The following is a 14996-nucleotide window of genomic DNA, read 5'->3' as shown; positions in this document are numbered from 1 at the left end:
GACGCGTGAGGCCATCCGCCCCCTCCGGGGTCATCGGGATTGTTCAGCCGAGGGCCAAAACAGTTGAACATAGTCGAAGCGGCGCGCCTTGGGGTCGTAGGCCGCCAGGACCACGACCGCACCGTCGGAATGGGGTCGGCTGAGCGTTATGTCGATCGCGTCGAACCGCATCTTCATCGACGCCAGCTTCACGACAGGCCGTGCGCCGGTCTTGTCCGCGTCGCCCAGCGTCGCGAGAACCGATCCGCTCTCGCCCTTGCAATCCAGCAGCCCCAGAAAGCGCCCCAGCGGACGCGTGCTGAAGCTGGCCCAGCGGCACCCTGCGGCGCCTTTCGTCTGGGGAGGCGCAGGGGCGGGCCCGGGCGGGGGCGCCCAATCTGGAGCGCCCGCCGCCTTCGGAACGGCTTGTATCCAGCTCAGGGACAGCGTCTCGGCGAACGGGTCCTGGACCTTCCACCGCGCCCACCCGCCGTCCGTCATGCGGGCGATCGCGGGGGCCTCCAGCCGCGCCAACCTCGCCGAAGCGTGCAAATCCACCCGGCTTGAGACGCCGCCGATGTAGTAAAACGGGCCTAGCGATCCGTCATGCGCGAAGCCCAGATCGACCGAGGCGATGGGCGCCTGCTGATCCGCCTTTGCAACGCTCCCAATCGAAAGAACGGCCGCGACGAAAACAGCGATCGGACGCACGGTCATGGAAACATCCACCCATTCACGGGATCGTGGATCACGGGGATCTGGAGCATGTCCGCCACCGTGATCGCGATATTGTTCGCAACATACTCTAAGTGAGCATGCCACGGATTCTCCGCCGGAACGTACTCTCCCCAGTGAGCAAGAGCGGTGTCGCCCGTTGCATTCATATATTCCATTATCATTTGATTGGCCGTTTGCTGGCCTGGAGTAGTAATATGCGCAATTTCATGCATCAACGCATAATTAAGGCCTGACCCATCAGCCTGACCATAATGATCAAGAGCATTAATATTGACATATATATTCGGCGCGTAATTTCCAGTACCATCAGGAGACCAGCTCGTAACCATTGGAGAGCCGTGCGATCCGTCTGGCATATTATCAACAATCTTGATATTTACCCAATCCCAATTTAGCTTGAAATCCTCCCCCCTTAATACACCCCCAGCCGTGTTTATATTCTGGGTTTCTGACAGATAACTTAGCCCGTGACCTATGGTGGCGATGCTTGAAGCCAATTTCAGCGCAAGAAGAACAGCCTGAGGGGTGTTTGCCGCACTGACATCGAATTTAATTATATGTTCGTTTGAGTATAAACCAACATTGTATTCTGGATTTGGACTCCCATCAGGATTAAACTTCCACATTCCATAATATCCATCTTGGAATGCAATACTCCCAGGTGGAATATTATCGGTAGGCCATGAGATAGGCCTTTGACCGATGATCACCAATTCATCAACGGTGTTCGATGAGGTGCTATACGATACCGTGGAAAACCTCGGCCCATAGACCGTCGAGTACGCAACAGGCGCCGGAAAACTCACGCTCATACTCATACCCTCACAGCAATTCACTCAAAAGTTGTACCAATTCAACCTCAAGTCAATGCATAAGGCTGCTGGGGATGAAATCGTGATCCACATTTCTCGTAGGAGCCGCGAAAAGGAGCGCAACGCGGATCCTCGGTCAGCCCCGCGATCGTCTCGCCGTGAGATGTAAGGATGGCTCCTTCTCCGGGGAGAAGGGGCGATGACGCCGCCATCCATAACCCCCGTCATTCCCGCCCTTGTGGCGGGACCCCCTCTATCCGCCGCAGGGGCGGGAGGGGCGGACCGCTGGCGGTCCGCTTGCGCCTATCGTGTCAGCTGAACCAGGGGTTCCCGCCACAAGGGCGGGAATGACGTGAAGATATGTGGCGGCTTGTCGGCCGCTCCTCCTGGGTCTTCTCCGCCCCCTCCCGCGAAAAATATCCCGCCCCGCCGCCTCCAAATCGCGTCGCCGGAGCCTCTTGCCTGCAGGAGAGCCCATGACCGACCTCGCACACCCCTCGCGCCGCCACGTCGTCGGCGCGCTCGCCGCCCTGTTGTCCAGCGGCGCGCCCGTCGCCGGGAGCGCCGCGTCGCCCGCGAAGCCCCCCGCCGAGGCCGGCGACATCGACGCCTTCGTCCGCGCGGCCCTGGCTCGGATCGAGACCGTCCCGGGGCTATCGCTGGCCGTGGTCAAGGGCGACGCCGCGGTGCTCGTCGCCGGCTATGGCGTGGCCGACGTCCGGACGGGGACGCGCGTCGACGCCGACACCGGCTTCTACATCGCCTCGGCGACCAAGGCCTTCACCGCCCTGGCGCTGGCCCGCATGGCGGGCCGTGGCGAGCTTGGCCTGGACACGCCCGTCGCGGCCTGGGCCGGCGCCAGTCCCCTGCCCGCCGACATCGGCGGGTCGATCACCCTGACCGACCTCCTGAGCCACCGGTCCGGCCTGGAGAACGCGCCGATCCCGTATCGCGCGGCCTATACGGGCCAGCACGACCCGGCGCTGATGCGGGCCCTGCTGGCGCCCACGGTCAGAAGCCCGACCACGCCCTATGGAACCTTTCGCTACACGAACACCGGCTACAACCTGGCCACGACGCTGACCGAGGGCCGGTTCGGCCGCGACTGGCGCGCGCTGGTCCAGCGCGAGGTCCTGGCCCCGGCCGGGATGCGTCGCACGACGGGCTGGATCTCCAAGGCCCGACGCCAAGGCGTGGTCGCCACCAGCCACGTCCCCGCCGACGACGGGCGGCCGACGCCCAGCCCGCTGCAGAAGGTCGACGCCACCATGCAGTCGGCCGGCGGCCTGGTCTCCACCGCGCGCGACATGGCCCGGTGGCTGGAGCTGCAGCTCAATGACGGGCGGCTGGACGGCCGGCGCGTCTTTCCGGCCGGCCTCGTGGCCTCGACCCATCGCGCCGTGGCGACCCAGCAAACCGTCTTCGGCCCCTACGCGCGCGACGGCTACGGCCTGGGCTGGCAGACCGGCCGCTATGGCGACGAAGTGCTGATCCACCATTTCGGCAACTTCGCCGGCGCGCGGGCCCATGTCTCCTTCATGCCGGCGCGGGGCCTGGGCGTGGCGGTGATGGCCAACGAGGACCTGATGGCCGGAGAGCTGGTCGACCTGGTGGCGAACTACGCCTACGACCGCTTCGCCGGGCGGCCCGACCTTGCGGCCCATTACGACGCCGAACTGGCGGCGCTGGCGGCTCGCCGCGACAAGCGCCAGGCCGGCCTGGCCAAGAGCCGGGCCGAGCGGGCCGCGCGTCCCTGGTCCCTGGCGCGCCCCACCGGCGACTATGTCGGAACCTACGAGAACCCCGACATGGGCCGGATCGAGATCTGCGAGGTCGACGGGCGCATGACCGCGCGGGCCGGCGTGATGTCCGCGACGGCCGAGGCGGGTTCAGCGCCCGAGAGCGTCCGCATCGAGCTCGTGCCGCTGCAGGGCCAGATCCTCCGCTTCGACGGGGTCGAGCGCCTGGTGCTGGACGGCCAGACGTATGGGCGGGTTCTTCGATGAGAAGGGGCGCCAAATCCGGCCGCCGCCGCGCCCCCACCTGACCACGCGCCGCGTGGTCGTCCGCCCCCTAAGGGGGCGGAAGGAGCCCCCTTCTTCCCCCTTCAGGGGGAGGAGCGCCGCAGGCGCGGAGGGGGCAAGTCCGCTAGAGACTACCGCCGCTTCAGCTTGGCCAGCGCAGCCTGCATGGCCACGGCCTGGGCGGCGCGGGGCTGCGGCTCGGGCGCGGGCTCTTCCGCCGCCTCGATCGCCGTCGTCGCCTTGTCCATGCGGCGGACGAAGTCCTGGATCAGGTCCAGCGGATGCTCGGGGCCCGCCTTGCCGGTCTTCGCCGGCGGGCTCATCGCCGCGATCTTGCGGGCCGCGGCCGCCATCTGGGCGCACAGCTTGGCCTTGTCGCGGGCCCGGGCCTGGACGGCCGGGTCGTCGCTGGACTCGGCGATGCGCCAGGCCTCGTCGAGGGCGGCCATCAGCTTGGCTTGGATCGCGTCGCACCATTGGCGGGGCGAGGGGGCGGCGGGGGTTTGGGTCTGGCTCATGAGATCAAAGCATGGAGCCGGTGGAGGCGCCGGGGACGGACGGCGGGATTTTTTGGATAAGTGGTTGTGAAAGAAGAGAAACGTCAGTTTCTGGCGGAGGAAAGGGACGGGAATTGATCTTCCTTCCTCCCCCACCGGGGGAGGGGGACCGGCGAACGCCGGTGGAGGGGGCCTGAGCGATGGCGACCTCACCACCGCTTCGCGGACCCCCTCCGTCTCGCCGCGTATTCGCGGCGATCCACCTCCCCCTAATGGGGAGGAAGAACCGCCCCCTGTGGATAACTTTTAGCGTCGCCGCCGCGCGGCCCAGACGATCGCCGCGCTGGACAGCAGGATCCCGCTCATCAGCGCGCCCAGCGCCAGCAGCCCCGCCGGCGTGACGCTGACCTCGGCGCGGGCGCGGATCGGGCCGGCCTCGAACTCGGCGACGGCGGTCTGGCGGTCGTCTTGCGGTGTCAAGGATTGGGACATCAGGGCCTCCGCGCGGGTCACCCTGTGGATAACCTCGCGAGCCCCGCAAAGCAAAAGCCCCGCGCCTTGCGGGCGCGGGGCTTTGAAAAGCTTCGGACCGATGGACCGCTTTTAAGCGATCTTTTCGACCTGATTATATTCCAGCTCGACCGGCGTGGCGCGGCCGAAGATCGAGACGGTGACGCGCAGGCGGGCCTTTTCCTCGTCGACGTACTCGACCGAGCCGTTGAAGCTGGCGAACGGGCCGTCGGTGACGCGGACGTTCTCGCCCACTTCGTACAGGACCACGGCCTTCGGAGCGGCGACGCCCTCCTCGATCGTGCCGATGATGCGCTGAACTTCCTTTTCCGAGACCGGCATCGGCTTGGAGCCGCTGCCCAGGAAGCCCGTGACCTTCGGGGTGTTCTTGATCAGGTGGTAGGCTTCGTCCGAGAGGTTCATCTTCACCAGGACGTAACCCGGGAAGAACTTGCGCTCGGCGTTGACCTTACGGCCGCGGCGGATCTCGACGACATCCTCGGTCGGGACCAGGATCTCGGAGAAGTTCTCCTCCAGGCCCTGGTTCTTGGCCTGCTCGCGGATGCTCTCGGCCACTTTCTTCTCGAAGTTCGAGTAGGCGTGGACGATGTACCACTTGTGGTTCGGGTTCGAGGCGGTTTCGGTGCTCATCGTCTCTATCTTATCTCGCGGTGGCCAGCTTCAGAAGCTGGTTCACGGCAAAGCCCAGGCCGCCATCGACCGCCAGGAAGAACAGCGACGCCATCACCACCATGATGAAGACCATCACCGAGGTGATCCAGGTCTCTTTACGGGTGGTCCAGGTGATCTTGCGGGCTTCGGCGCGGACTTCGCGGAAGAACTGGACCGGGCTGGTGCGCTTCTTGGGGGTGGCGGGAGCGGCGGCGGCCGTCGCGGCGCCGGCGGGCGACATCGCCGCGGCCGTCTTGGCGGCGCGGTTCTTCATCGCGGACGGGCTGGATCCCGGTTTCCTGGCCATGCTCTTGAGGCTCACGACTTTCAACTGCGGGCCAGAGAGCGACCCGTCGGAAACATATAGTGGCAGGAGTGGGGGGACTCGAACCCACGACTTTCGGTTTTGGAGACCGACGCTCTACCAGCTGAGCTACACTCCTGCGGACCGACCGCCCTTTCGGGCCGACGGACATCCAGAGACAGACAGCGCGCCGGAAGGCCTCAAGGCCTCGGCGCGCCATGTTCTGTCGCCAGAGCCGCGCCATTTAGCAGGGTCGCACCCGGCGGGCAAGCGGGGCGCGGCGGATTGAGGATTTTGCCTGTCTTCCTCCCCATCAGGGGGAGGCGGATCGATGCGGATACGCATCGAGACGGAGGGGGTCCGCGGAGCGGTTCGGCGCGGCGAAGCCCCCTCCACCGGCGTCCGCCGGTCCCCCTCCCCCGGTGGGGGAGGAAGAAGAAACGCGGATCGAACGGCCCCGCCAGGCGTTTTTCCGCAATGCCCACGATCAACAGCCAACAGCCCTCGCCCTCGGACCGCCCGTCGAATCAGGAGGTCGAGCAGGAGAACCAGCGGACCGGCACGCCCGACGGCCAGCCGCCGCGACCCGCGACGGAACCGCCCGGCGCGGCCGACAGCAGCCGATCGCCGAAGACCGAGACCGATCCCGGCTCCGGCGAGAGCTAGCGGCGGGGCCCTACCCCGCCTTCTCGGTCTTGCCCTTGGCGTCCTTGTCGGTGGCGGTCGAAGCCGTCGAGGGCAGGGTCGCGCCGCACTGGATGCCGAGATAGGACCACTTCACGTCGGTCAGCTGCCGGCCGCACTGGGTGTTCTTGCCCCGGTCCTTGCCGCGCAGCGAGATCGCCACGCCCTTGGACAGGTCCGGCGCCGGACTGGCGCTGCTGATGTCGTAATAGCCGCCACCGCGGCCCTTCACGACGAGGCAATCGGTGTTCTCGACCGGGCGGACGCAGCCCGACGCCGTCACCGGCGTGGCTTCGACGACCACCTGATTGGCTTGCGCGACCTTCGTCTTCGCGCCGCCGTCGCTGCAGCCCGACAAGCCGAGCGCGACTAAACCGGCCGCCGCGGCGGCCCCTACGAACCATACCCGCATACGTTCCTCCGTATCGTTGGCTCCGCGAACGAAGCAAAAGGAAGTCTGCGCCTCGTTTCGGGGGGCGGCAATCACATTTTTGACGCATTCGGAAAAGCGGTGCGCGGTTTTCGACAAAGTCGAGAAAACCTCGCTTTTAGTTATCGGCGGCGCTGATCTTGTTTTCACGACATGCTGCGATGCGAAGCGATCTCATTCACATCTTCAATGTCGGCCTGACGACTAAAGACAACCGGACATTCCGAACCCTGCCACCCGGTGCTCGCCATCGTCCCCGGAGCTGAGATTTTCAGGCGCCCGCATTAGACAACCGTCATTGACAGGAAGTCGGCCTTGCTCGCATGAGACACCCGCCGCCTCAGGGCCGTGGCGGTTTCGCTCTTTTCCGCGCCTCCCCGCGCCTAAATCCCGAAGAGTTCAGATGACGGCTGCCGCTCCCGCCGCCCCCGCGCCATCAACGCCCGTGAAGGACGCCCCCTACTTCGTCGAGAAGGTGCTTTGGGTGAAGCACTGGACCGATCGGCTGTTCAGCTTCGCCATCACCCGCCCGGCCAGCTTCCGCTTCCGCTCGGGCGAGTTCGTGATGATCGGCCTGCCGCCGCGCGAGGAGCTGGGCGGGAAGAAGCCGATCCTGCGCGCCTATTCGATCGGCTCGCCGTCCTTCGCCGAAGAGCTGGAGTTCTTCTCGATTAAGGTTCCGGACGGCCCGCTGACCTCGCGCCTGCAGCAGATTCAGGAAGGCGACGAGATCCTGCTGGGCAAGAAGCCGACCGGGACGCTCGTTTTGGACGCCGTCCGTCCGGGCAAGCGCCTCTTCCTGTTCGGCACCGGCACCGGCCTGGCGCCCTGGCTGTCGGTGGCCCGCGACCCCGACGCCTACAGCCGCTTCGAGCGCGTGATCGTCGCCCACGGCGTGCGCGAGGTGAAGGAGCTGGCCTATCGCGACCTCTTCACCCACGAGATCTTCGACGACCCGCTGGTCGGCGACGAGGCCCGCGCCCAGCTCACCTACTATCCGACCGTGACCCGCGAGCCGTTCGAGCGCCAGGGCCGCTTCACCGACCTGATCGAGAGCGGCAAGCTGTTCAGCGACCTCGGCCTGGAAGGCGACAAGTTCGATCCCGAGCACGACCGCGCCATGCTGTGCGGCTCGATGGCCATGATCAAGGACACCGCCGCCCTCCTCGAGGCCCACGGCCTGAAGGAAGGCTCCAACGCCGAACCCGGCGACTTCGTGATCGAGCGGGCGTTCGTGGGGTAGGGGGTTTAGCCCTTTCTCTCCGCCCTCCCCAATCCCGTCATTCCCGCCCTTGTGGCGGGAACCCCTGGTTCAGCTTACACGTGAGACGCAAGCGACCTGCTCAGCAGGTCGCCCCTCCCGCACCTGCGGCGGATAGAGGGGTTCCCGCCACAAGGGCGGGAATGACGGATATGGTTGTGGCGCATGGCTGACTCCCCCTCCCTCAGAAACCTCACCGTCGAAGACGCCCGCGCCCGCATTCTCGCCGGCGCCGCGCGCCTCGGGATCGAGAGCGTCGCGCTGGAGCAAAGCCTCGGCCGCGTCCTCGCCGAGCCGGTGGTCGCCGACCGCGCCCAGCCGCCGTTCGACGCCTCGGCCATGGACGGCTGGGCGATCCGGCGGGCGGACTATGAACCCAGCAAGGCCTTCGCGGTCGCGGGCGAGAGCGCGGCCGGCAAGGCCTATCCGCGCGTCGTGGAAGCTGGCCAGGCCGTCCGCATCTTCACCGGCGCCCCGGTCCCGGCGGGCGCGGACCTCGTCATCATCCAGGAGGAGGCCGTCCGCGAGGGTGGCGCCGTCCGCTTCGAGGCCGGCGAGGCCCCCAAGGCCAACATCCGCGCGGCCGGCGGCGACTTCCAGGCGGGGGCCGCCCTGCTGGAGGCCGGCGCGGTCATCGATCCGTGGCGGCTGTCGCTGGTCGCCTCGGCGGGCCTGGCCCAAGTCCCGGTCGCCCGCCGGCCGCGCGTGGCGATCCTGGCCACCGGCGACGAGCTGGTCCCCCCCGGCGCCGCGCCGCGCGCCGACCAGATCTTCGAGAGCGGCTCGTTCAGCCTGGCGGCCCTGGTCGAGGCCTGGGGCGGCGAGGCCTTTCGCCTGAAAGCCCAAGGCGACGACGCCGCCGCCATCGCCGCGAGCGTGGGGCCCGTCGAGGCCGACCTGATCGTCACCATCGGCGGCGCCTCGGTCGGCGACCACGACCTGGTCAAGCCGGCGCTCCGGACGCTTGGCCTGACGCTCGCCGTGGAGACCGTGGCGGTGCGCCCCGGCAAACCGACCTGGTTTGGAACGCTCGAAGACGGCCGCCGCGTGCTGGGCCTGCCGGGCAATCCGGCCTCGGCCCTGGTCTGCGCCGAGCTCTTCCTCAAGCCCCCGCTGGCGGCCCTGACCGGCGCCGATCCGCAGGTCCGACTCAGCGCCGCGCGCCTCGTCGCGCCCCTCTCCGCCACCGGCCCGCGCGAGCACTGGATGCGGGCGCGCCTGGCCGTCGACGCCGAGGGCCGGCTGACCGCCGACGCCTTCCCCGACCAGGATTCGTCCTTGATCGGCGTGTTCTCGCAAGCCGACGCCCTGCTGCGCCGCAGGCCCGGCGCGCCCGCCGCCCAAGCCGGCGACACAGTCGAGGTTCTGCCCCTGCGGCGGGGCTGAAAAGGCGACGCCACGGAAATGCCGTGCTACTTGGACACGAATCTTCCCGGGCTCCGCCCCCGGATTGGCTGCTGAGAGGTTCGTTCATGGGACATGTCGGGAAGATTGCGACCAATGTCCTCCTGGCCTTCCTGGCCCTGCTGGTCGGTCGCTACCTCGTCATCGACATGCCCTTCACGGGCGACACCCTGCTGCAGGCGACCTACTACGCCCTGGGCGCCCTGATCGTGGAGCTGGTGTTCCGGGTCGAGCGCGCGCCCTGGCGCTTCGTCTCGGCCAGCGATCACCTGCGGCTCTTCCGCTCGGCCGTGCTGACGGCGGCGGCCTTCATGGTCATCACCCGCCTGGTCCACCCGGGCATCGACGGCGGCCTGCGCACGGTGGCCGGCGCGGCCCTGATCCAAGGCACCTTCCTGTCGGCCCTGCGCGTCATCCGCCGCAGCCTGCACGAGCGCCAGCTGCTGGACTCGGTCCTGCGCCTGGGCCCGGCCTCGATGCACCCGGCCCTGCCGCGCCTGCTGATCGTCGGCTCGGCCGCCGAGGCCGAGGCCTTCCTGCGCGCCCCGGCGGGCCTTGGCGAGCGCTACACCCCGATCGGCGTCGTCTCGCCGCAAGACCGCGAGACCGGCGACGAGCTGCGCGGCGTCTGCGTGCTGGGCGCCATCGCCGACTTCGACCGGGTGCTGGCCCGCCTGCGCGACAGCGGCCTGCCGCCCTCGGCGATCCTGTTCCTGACCGACAGCGCCATGAGCACCTTCGGGGCCGAGCGCCTGGGCCGGCTGAAGGCCGAGGGCGTCCGCCTGCTGCGCCGCCACGGCGTGGTCGAGATGGGCGCCTCGGCCGACGGCGGCGCCATGCTGCGCGAGATCAGCCTCGAGGAGCTGCTCAGCCGTCCGCCCGTGCGCCTCGATCCCGAACCGATCCGGGCGCTGGTCTGGGGCCGTCGCGTGGTGGTCACCGGCGCCGGCGGCAGCATCGGCTCGGAACTGTGCCGCCAGATCGCCGCCAGCGGCTGCGCCCACCTGACCATGGTCGACGCCTCGGAGTACAACCTCTTCCACATCGACCGCGAGATCGCCGAGCGCCACCCGCTGCTGCCGCGCCGCGAGATCCTGTGCGACGTCCGCGACGCCGCCCGCGTCGAGCGCGTCTTCGCCGAGCAGAAGCCCGACATCGTCTTCCACGCCGCGGCCCTCAAGCACGTGACCCTGGTCGAGAACCACCCCTGCGAGGGCGTGCGGACCAACGTCCTGGGCACCCGCAACGTCGCCGTGGCCGCCAAGGCCTGCGGCGCGGCGCACCTGGCCTTGATCTCCACCGACAAGGCCGTGGCCCCGACCAGCATCATGGGCGCGGCCAAGCGCGTGGCCGAGGCCGTGGCCCGCCAGTACGGCGGCGGCGGGGACATGCGCGTCAGCATCGTCCGCTTCGGCAACGTGCTGGGCTCGGCCGGCTCGGTGGTGCCGATCTTCCAGAGCCAGATCGCCCGCGGCGGCCCGATCACCCTGACCGACGCCAATGTCGAACGCTACTTCATGACCATCCCCGAGGCCGTGCAGCTGGTGCTGCGGGCCGTGGCCCTGTCCATGATCGCCTCGGACGGCGACGAGGACGGCGTGCTGACCCTGGAAATGGGCGAGCCGGTCAAGATCATCGACCTGGCCAAGCGGATGATCGAGCTCCAAGGCCTGGTCCCCGAGCGCGACATCGAGATCAAGATCACCGGCCTGCGCCCCGGCGAGAAACTGACCGAGACCCTCGTGGACGTGAACGAGGTCGCCCGCGCCAAGGCGCCGGGCATCATGGAAGCCGTCCGGATGTCCCCCGCCCCGCCGATCGCCGACGCGCGCCTCGAGACCCTCGACGCCCTGGCCGAGGCCGGCGACGAGGCCGGCATCCGCGAAGAGCTGTTCGCGCTCGTGGAGTCGCTGCGCCAGACGGGTCCGTCCAAGGTCGTGAAGATCCGGGCGTCGTAGGGGTTCTCTAGTGCTCCCCCGCGATGCGGGGGAGCTGTCGCGGAGCGACTGAGGGGGCTAGTGCGGCTTCAACCCCAGCTCGCCCCCTCCGGCCCTCTGGGCCACCTCCCCCGCATCGCGGGGGAGGATCTTCAGACCCCCACCAGCCCCAACAACCCCCGCAAGGTCGGCGCCTCGTCCTCGCGCCGCCACACCAGCCCCGTCTCCAGCACCGGCGGAGACGCCAGCTCCACATAGGCTACGCCCGCCCGCGCAAGGTTTCTCAGCGACGCCGGGACCAGCGCCAGGCCCAGGCCCGCCGACACCAGGCTGATGATGGTCTGCATCTGGATCGCCTCCTGGACGATCCGGGCCGGATGGCCGCGGGCGCTGAAATAGCCGGTGACCAGGTCGTGGAAGGCCGGGGCCACGGTGCGCGGGAACAGCACCAGCGGCGCGTCCAGCAGGGCCTCGGGCGAGAGCACCCTGTCCACGATGGGCAGCCGCCCGTCCTCGACCCACGCCGCCGGAGCCGCCGCGACCAGCGGCTCGGAGACCAGGCGGTGATAGGCCAGGGCCTCGGGCAGGGCCCGCTCGGCCGGGGGAATGATGATGCCGGCGTGCCGCTCGCCCGCCACCACCGCCGGGATCTGCACGTCGCTGGTGGCCTCGACCAGGCGGATTTCGACGTCCGGATAGGCCTCGGCGTAGCGCCGCACGAGGTCGGGCAGGACGCTGTAGTCGGCGGTGCTGACGAACGACAGGGTCAGGTACCCCGTCTGGCCATCGCGCAGCCGGCGCGCCGTCTCGGACAGGGCGTCGACGGCGGCCAAGGCCTCCAGCACATGCGGCAGCCATTGCTGGCCGAGCGGGGTCAGCTCGACGCTTCGCTTGGTCCGCGCGAACAGCGGCGCGCCCAGCTCCTTCTCCAGCGCCAGGATCGACTGGCTGAGCGGCGGCTGGGTCATGCCCAGGCGCTCGGCGGCCCGCCCGAAGTGCAGGCTCTCGGCCACGGCGGCGAAGTGGCGGAACTGACGGATATCCATGACGATAGGTTTAGCGACCTAATCAGGCGCGACTAATATATTTTTCGATTGAGCACGACTGCCGTAAAAGACCCCACGACCGACACTGGAATTTGATCATGCCTCCCTATCGCTCGCGCACCTCGACCCACGGCCGCAACATGGCCGGCGCCCGCGGCCTCTGGCGCGCCACGGGCATGAAGGACAGCGACTTCGGCAAGCCGATCATCGCCATCGCCAACAGCTTCACCCAGTTCGTCCCGGGCCACGTGCACCTGAAGGACCTGGGCCAGCTGGTCGCCCGCGAGATCGAGGCGGCCGGTGGCGTGGCCAAGGAGTTCAACACCATCGCCGTCGACGACGGCATCGCCATGGGCCACGGCGGGATGCTGTACTCGCTGCCCAGCCGCGACCTGATCGCCGACAGCGTCGAGTACATGGTCAACGCCCACTGCGCCGACGCGATCGTCTGCATCTCCAACTGCGACAAGATCACGCCCGGCATGCTGATGGCCGCCATGCGCCTGAACATCCCGGTCGTCTTCGTCTCCGGCGGGCCGATGGAGGCCGGCAAGGTGACGGTGAAGGGCAAGATCCGCGCCCTGGACCTGGTCGACGCCATGGTCGTGGCCGCCGACGACAGCTATTCCGACGAAGAGGTCTCGGCGATCGAGAAGGCCGCCTGCCCGACCTGCGGCTCGTGCTCGGGCATGTTCACCGCCAACTCGATGAACTGCCTGACCGAAGCCCTGGGCCTTTCTCTGCCCGGCAACGGCTCGGTCCTGGCCACCCACGCCGACCGCGAGGCGCTGTTCAAGGAAGCCGGCCGCCTGATCGTCGACCTGTGCCAGCGCTGGTACGAGCAGGAGGACGCCACGGCCCTGCCGCGCGGCATCGCCACCCGGGCCGCGTTCGAGAACGCCATGAGCCTGGACATCGCCATGGGCGGCTCGACCAACACCGTGCTGCACCTGCTGGCCGCCGCCCACGAGGGCGGGGTCGACTTCAGCATGGCCGACATCGACCGGCTGTCGCGCCGCGTGCCCTGCCTGTCCAAGGTCGCCCCGGCCAAGGCCGACGTGCATATGGAGGACGTCCACCGCGCCGGCGGCGTCATGGCCATCCTGGGCGAGCTGGAGCGTGGCGGCCTGATCGACGCCAGCCAGCCCACCGTCCACGCCACGACGATGAGCGAGGCCCTGGCCCGTTGGGACATCGGCCGCACCAACAGCGCCGTCGCCCACGAGCTGTTCCGCGCCGCGCCCGGTGGCAAGCCGACCCAGATCGCCTTCAGCCAGGCCGCCCGCTGGGAGGAGCTGGATCTGGACCGCGAGAAGGGCGTCATCCGCTCGGTCGAGCATCCGTTCTCCAAGGACGGCGGCCTCGCCGTCCTGTTCGGCAACCTGGCCCCCGAGGGCTGCATCGTGAAGACCGCCGGGGTCGACGAGTCGATCCTGACCTTCCGCGGGACCGCCCGCGTCTATGAGAGCCAGGAGGCGGCGGTCAGCGGCATCCTAGGCGGCCAGGTCAAGGCCGGCGAGGTCGTGGTCATCCGCTACGAAGGCCCCAAGGGCGGCCCGGGCATGCAGGAGATGCTCTACCCGACCACCTATCTGAAATCGAAGGGCCTGGGCGCGGCCTGCGCCCTGATCACCGACGGCCGCTTCTCGGGCGGCACCTCGGGCCTGTCGATCGGCCACGTCTCGCCCGAGGCCGGCGAAGGCGGCCTGATCGCCCTGGTGGAGACCGGCGACTCGATCCTGATCGACATTCCGAACCGAGGGATCACGCTGGAGGTCTCCGACGCTGTCCTGGCCGAGCGGCGCGCCGCCCAGTTGGCCCGCGGCGCCGACGCCTGGAAGCCGCTCGACCGCAAGCGCGAGGTCAGCCCCGCCCTGCGCGCCTACGCCGCCATGACCACCAACGCCGCCAAGGGCGCGGTGCGCGATGTCAGCCAGGTGGAGCGGCGGTAGGGCTACCCCCGCGTCCCATACCGCGCCAGGAAGGTCTCGACCGCGTCCTCGGCGATCTCGCGGAGCGGGCGGCGGGGCTGGACCTCGTCGCCGGCCGAGAGGCCCAGCACCAGGGTCACGTGGTCCAGCATGCCCATCAGCTGGCTGGCGGCCCACGAGGCCTTCTGGACCTTCAGCTCGCCCGTCTTGACCAGGTCGTTGATCACCGCGATCGCCGCGCCGCCCAGCTCGTCGCGGGCGCTCTGCAGCAGATATTCGGCCACGTCCTCGAACCGGCGGCGCTCGGACGTCACCACCCGGAAAAGCGCCCGCGCATCGGGGTTGGAGAAGAAGTTGGCGTAGGCGCAGGCCAGCGCCGTGAGGCGCGTTCGGGCGTCGCCCTTGACCCGTACGGCCTCGCGGACCGGCGCGGCGACCCCGGTCACGGTCTCCATCACGATGGCGCGGAACAGGTCCGCCTTGCCCGGGAAGTAGGCGTAGAGGGTGGCCGTCGAGACCCCGGCCGCGCGGGCCACCACCTCCATGCCGGCGTCGGCGTAGCCCTCGCGTAGGAAAAGCGCCCTGGCTGAGGCGAGGATCTCCTCGCGCTTGTGACCCGACCGCTTCAGACCTGCGCCGACGAGCATGGGGGAACCCGCTGTTTGACTCTCAATGCAATCTACCCGCGAAAATCGAGGTTAAGCAAGGGTCGCGCGAGAGGACTTCGCCTTTCGTTTCGGTTATGCAGCGCCTTCGCCTGATTGGTG

The 14996-nt window shown here is 68.5% G+C and carries 15 protein-coding genes, 1 tRNA gene and 2 pseudogenes; 7 read left to right on the top strand and 11 right to left on the bottom strand.

Annotated elements, in window-relative coordinates; genetic code table 11:
- Positions 1-30 precede the first annotated feature (30 nt).
- Both CSEG_RS03630 and CSEG_RS22440 read right to left on the bottom strand, forming a co-directional pair.
- The gene (locus CSEG_RS03630) at positions 31-696 is read right to left on the bottom strand and encodes a hypothetical protein (protein WP_013077906.1); all 666 of its coding nucleotides are present in this window, start codon (positions 694-696) and stop codon (positions 31-33) included.
- Positions 693-1427: a hypothetical protein gene (locus tag CSEG_RS22440; protein WP_157038965.1), complete on the bottom strand. Its 735-nt coding sequence runs from the start codon at positions 1425-1427 to the stop codon at positions 693-695. The genes CSEG_RS03630 and CSEG_RS22440 overlap by 4 nt, the downstream gene beginning before the upstream one ends.
- 321 nt (positions 1428-1748) lie before the next feature.
- Here CSEG_RS22440 and CSEG_RS23115 point away from each other — a divergent pair.
- Both CSEG_RS23115 and CSEG_RS03620 read left to right on the top strand, forming a co-directional pair.
- Positions 1749-1880, top strand: a pseudogene (locus CSEG_RS23115) (hypothetical protein); the annotation flags it as partial.
- A gap of 125 nt (positions 1881-2005) precedes the next feature.
- The gene (locus CSEG_RS03620; RefSeq protein ID WP_013077904.1) at positions 2006-3535 is read left to right on the top strand and encodes a serine hydrolase domain-containing protein; all 1530 of its coding nucleotides are present in this window, start codon (positions 2006-2008) and stop codon (positions 3533-3535) included.
- 149 nt (positions 3536-3684) lie between these two features.
- On the opposite strand, the gene CSEG_RS03615 is transcribed toward CSEG_RS03620, so the two are convergent.
- From CSEG_RS03615 to CSEG_RS03595, 6 genes and pseudogenes are all read right to left on the bottom strand, one after another.
- Positions 3685-4071, bottom strand: coding sequence for a hypothetical protein (locus CSEG_RS03615; RefSeq protein WP_013077903.1), 387 nt, complete (start codon positions 4069-4071; stop codon positions 3685-3687).
- Between the two features lie 83 nt (positions 4072-4154).
- Positions 4155-4241 (bottom strand): annotated as a pseudogene (locus tag CSEG_RS23110) (hypothetical protein); the annotation flags it as partial.
- A 115-nt stretch (positions 4242-4356) separates the two neighbouring features.
- Positions 4357-4542 (bottom strand): hypothetical protein, encoded by a 186-nt coding sequence (locus CSEG_RS03610; protein ID WP_013077902.1) that lies wholly within the window; start codon positions 4540-4542, stop codon positions 4357-4359.
- A gap of 111 nt (positions 4543-4653) precedes the next feature.
- Positions 4654-5211 carry a transcription termination/antitermination protein NusG gene (gene nusG, locus CSEG_RS03605; RefSeq protein ID WP_010921038.1) on the bottom strand — a complete coding sequence of 186 codons (558 nt, stop codon included), beginning with the start codon at positions 5209-5211 and terminating at the stop codon, positions 4654-4656.
- A gap of 10 nt (positions 5212-5221) precedes the next feature.
- Positions 5222-5539, bottom strand: coding sequence for a preprotein translocase subunit SecE (gene secE / locus CSEG_RS03600; RefSeq protein ID WP_041538165.1), 318 nt, complete (start codon positions 5537-5539; stop codon positions 5222-5224).
- Between the two features lie 60 nt (positions 5540-5599).
- Positions 5600-5675: transfer RNA gene (locus CSEG_RS03595), tRNA-Trp, on the bottom strand.
- Between the two features lie 338 nt (positions 5676-6013).
- Between CSEG_RS03595 and CSEG_RS03590 the strand changes: the two genes are divergently transcribed.
- On the top strand, positions 6014-6202 hold the full coding sequence (locus tag CSEG_RS03590) for a hypothetical protein (RefSeq protein ID WP_013077900.1): 189 nt from the start codon (positions 6014-6016) through the stop codon (positions 6200-6202).
- A 10-nt stretch (positions 6203-6212) separates the two neighbouring features.
- On the opposite strand, the gene CSEG_RS03585 is transcribed toward CSEG_RS03590, so the two are convergent.
- Positions 6213-6632: a hypothetical protein gene (locus tag CSEG_RS03585; protein WP_013077899.1), complete on the bottom strand. Its 420-nt coding sequence runs from the start codon at positions 6630-6632 to the stop codon at positions 6213-6215.
- A gap of 421 nt (positions 6633-7053) precedes the next feature.
- On the opposite strand from CSEG_RS03585, the gene CSEG_RS03580 reads away from it, so the two are divergent.
- The 3 genes from CSEG_RS03580 to CSEG_RS03570 all read left to right on the top strand — a co-directional run bounded on the left by CSEG_RS03580 (position 7054) and on the right by CSEG_RS03570 (position 11273).
- Positions 7054-7893: a ferredoxin--NADP reductase gene (locus CSEG_RS03580; RefSeq protein ID WP_013077898.1), complete on the top strand. Its 840-nt coding sequence runs from the start codon at positions 7054-7056 to the stop codon at positions 7891-7893.
- 183 nt (positions 7894-8076) lie between these two features.
- Positions 8077-9297, top strand: coding sequence for a molybdopterin molybdotransferase MoeA (locus tag CSEG_RS03575; RefSeq protein ID WP_013077897.1), 1221 nt, complete (start codon positions 8077-8079; stop codon positions 9295-9297).
- A gap of 86 nt (positions 9298-9383) precedes the next feature.
- Positions 9384-11273 carry a nucleoside-diphosphate sugar epimerase/dehydratase gene (locus tag CSEG_RS03570; RefSeq protein WP_013077896.1) on the top strand — a complete coding sequence of 630 codons (1890 nt, stop codon included), beginning with the start codon at positions 9384-9386 and terminating at the stop codon, positions 11271-11273.
- Between the two features lie 131 nt (positions 11274-11404).
- On the opposite strand, the gene CSEG_RS03565 is transcribed toward CSEG_RS03570, so the two are convergent.
- Positions 11405-12298, bottom strand: coding sequence for a LysR family transcriptional regulator (locus tag CSEG_RS03565; protein WP_013077895.1), 894 nt, complete (start codon positions 12296-12298; stop codon positions 11405-11407).
- 98 nt (positions 12299-12396) lie between these two features.
- On the opposite strand from CSEG_RS03565, the gene ilvD reads away from it, so the two are divergent.
- On the top strand, positions 12397-14250 hold the full coding sequence (gene ilvD / locus CSEG_RS03560) for a dihydroxy-acid dehydratase (protein WP_013077894.1): 1854 nt from the start codon (positions 12397-12399) through the stop codon (positions 14248-14250).
- 2 nt (positions 14251-14252) lie between these two features.
- Here ilvD and CSEG_RS03555 read toward each other — a convergent pair whose 3' ends face one another.
- Positions 14253-14876: a TetR/AcrR family transcriptional regulator gene (locus CSEG_RS03555; RefSeq protein WP_013077893.1), complete on the bottom strand. Its 624-nt coding sequence runs from the start codon at positions 14874-14876 to the stop codon at positions 14253-14255.
- Positions 14877-14996 lie beyond the last annotated feature (120 nt).

Source organism: Caulobacter segnis ATCC 21756, assembly GCF_000092285.1.
In the GTDB taxonomy this organism is placed as follows: domain Bacteria; phylum Pseudomonadota; class Alphaproteobacteria; order Caulobacterales; family Caulobacteraceae; genus Caulobacter; species Caulobacter segnis.
The sequence above is the reverse complement of the archived record's forward strand: the minus strand, read 5'-3'. Positions and strand labels throughout refer to the sequence as shown.